The sequence below is a fragment of the Streptomyces sp. 2A115 genome (assembly GCF_052245575.1).
GTDB lineage: Bacteria > Actinomycetota > Actinomycetes > Streptomycetales > Streptomycetaceae > Streptomyces.
Genome location: NZ_JBQQCG010000232.1, coordinates 1 through 1,111 on the forward strand (window position 1 = coordinate 1; position 1,111 = coordinate 1,111).

Here is a 1,111-nt window from a genome sequence, read left to right on the forward strand (position 1 = left end):
AGTACAGCGGTGACGAGACTGGCGGACGATCTCGCCCCGACGATCATGCCGCCTACCAGCGTGAGGACCTCACCAGCGCATCACACCAGCCCCACTGAACTGCGGAAACGAGCTTGGCGCAGCCTCAGTCACAGCTGCGGCATCATTGTTGCTTGTGGGTGTCGATCTGTTGCAGCGGCTCGTTCGTGACGGTCTGCGGGAGTTGGTCACTCCATTGCTGCCGTCGTTCAACTCCCGTCCGCAGGGCGGCGGGACCGCTCCGCGTGACGAGCGGGCCGTGTTCACGGCGGTTGTTTATGTACTGACCAGCGGGTGTGCCTGGCGGCATCTGCCGGAGGCGTTCGGTGTCTCGCCCGCGACGGCGCACCGCCGGTTCACCGTGTGGACCCGAGCGGGGCTGTGGCGTCGGCTCCACCGGACGGTCCTGGACGAACTCGGCGCGCGGGGCGAGCTGGACTGGACCGCGGCGATCGTCGACGCCGCCTCGGTCCGGGCCAAAAAGGGGGGCACGCTGACCGGGCCGAACCCGGTCGATCGCGGCAAGAAGGGCAGCAAACTGCACGTGCTGTCCGATGCCCAGGGCATCCCGCTCGCCGTCGCCGTGTCCGGCGCGAACATGCACGACAGCCTCGCCCTCAAGCCGCTCATCCGCGGCATACCCGCCGTCCGATCCCGACGCGGGCCGCGTCGGCGCCAGCCAGTCAAACTCCGCGCGGACAAGGCGTACTTCTCCGCCGAACACCTCACCTGGCTGTGCGAGCGCGGACTCATCCGGCGCATCGCACGCCCCGGGATCGAATCGAGCGAACGGCTCGGCCGACACCGCTGGAAGATCGAGCGGTCGACCGCCTGGCTGTTCGGCTACCGCCGCCTCACCATCCGGTACGAGCGAAAGTGCTCCCACTTCCTCGCCTTCCTCGGCCTGGCCGCCGCCCTCACCTGCTACAAGAAGCTCGCGAAACTCGCCACATGAGACATCCCCTAAGCTTGGCGTTTAACGTGGGCGGGCTTGGTGTTCCTTGATCGACTCGGCGCGTTTGACGGTCTTGCCGACGTCGTGGTGCCTGGCTCGGTGCTTGTTCTTCGAGCCGGGAGGCCGTCCCGGGCCCGG

General features: G+C 67.9%; 1 protein-coding gene. It reads left to right on the forward strand.

The features are described from left to right. Positions 1-169 precede the first annotated feature (169 nt). Complete coding sequence (locus ACTWQR_RS55760; RefSeq protein ID WP_443235021.1) at positions 170-973, forward strand: IS5 family transposase; 804 nt, start codon at positions 170-172, stop codon at positions 971-973. Positions 974-1,111: the final 138 nt, after the last annotated feature.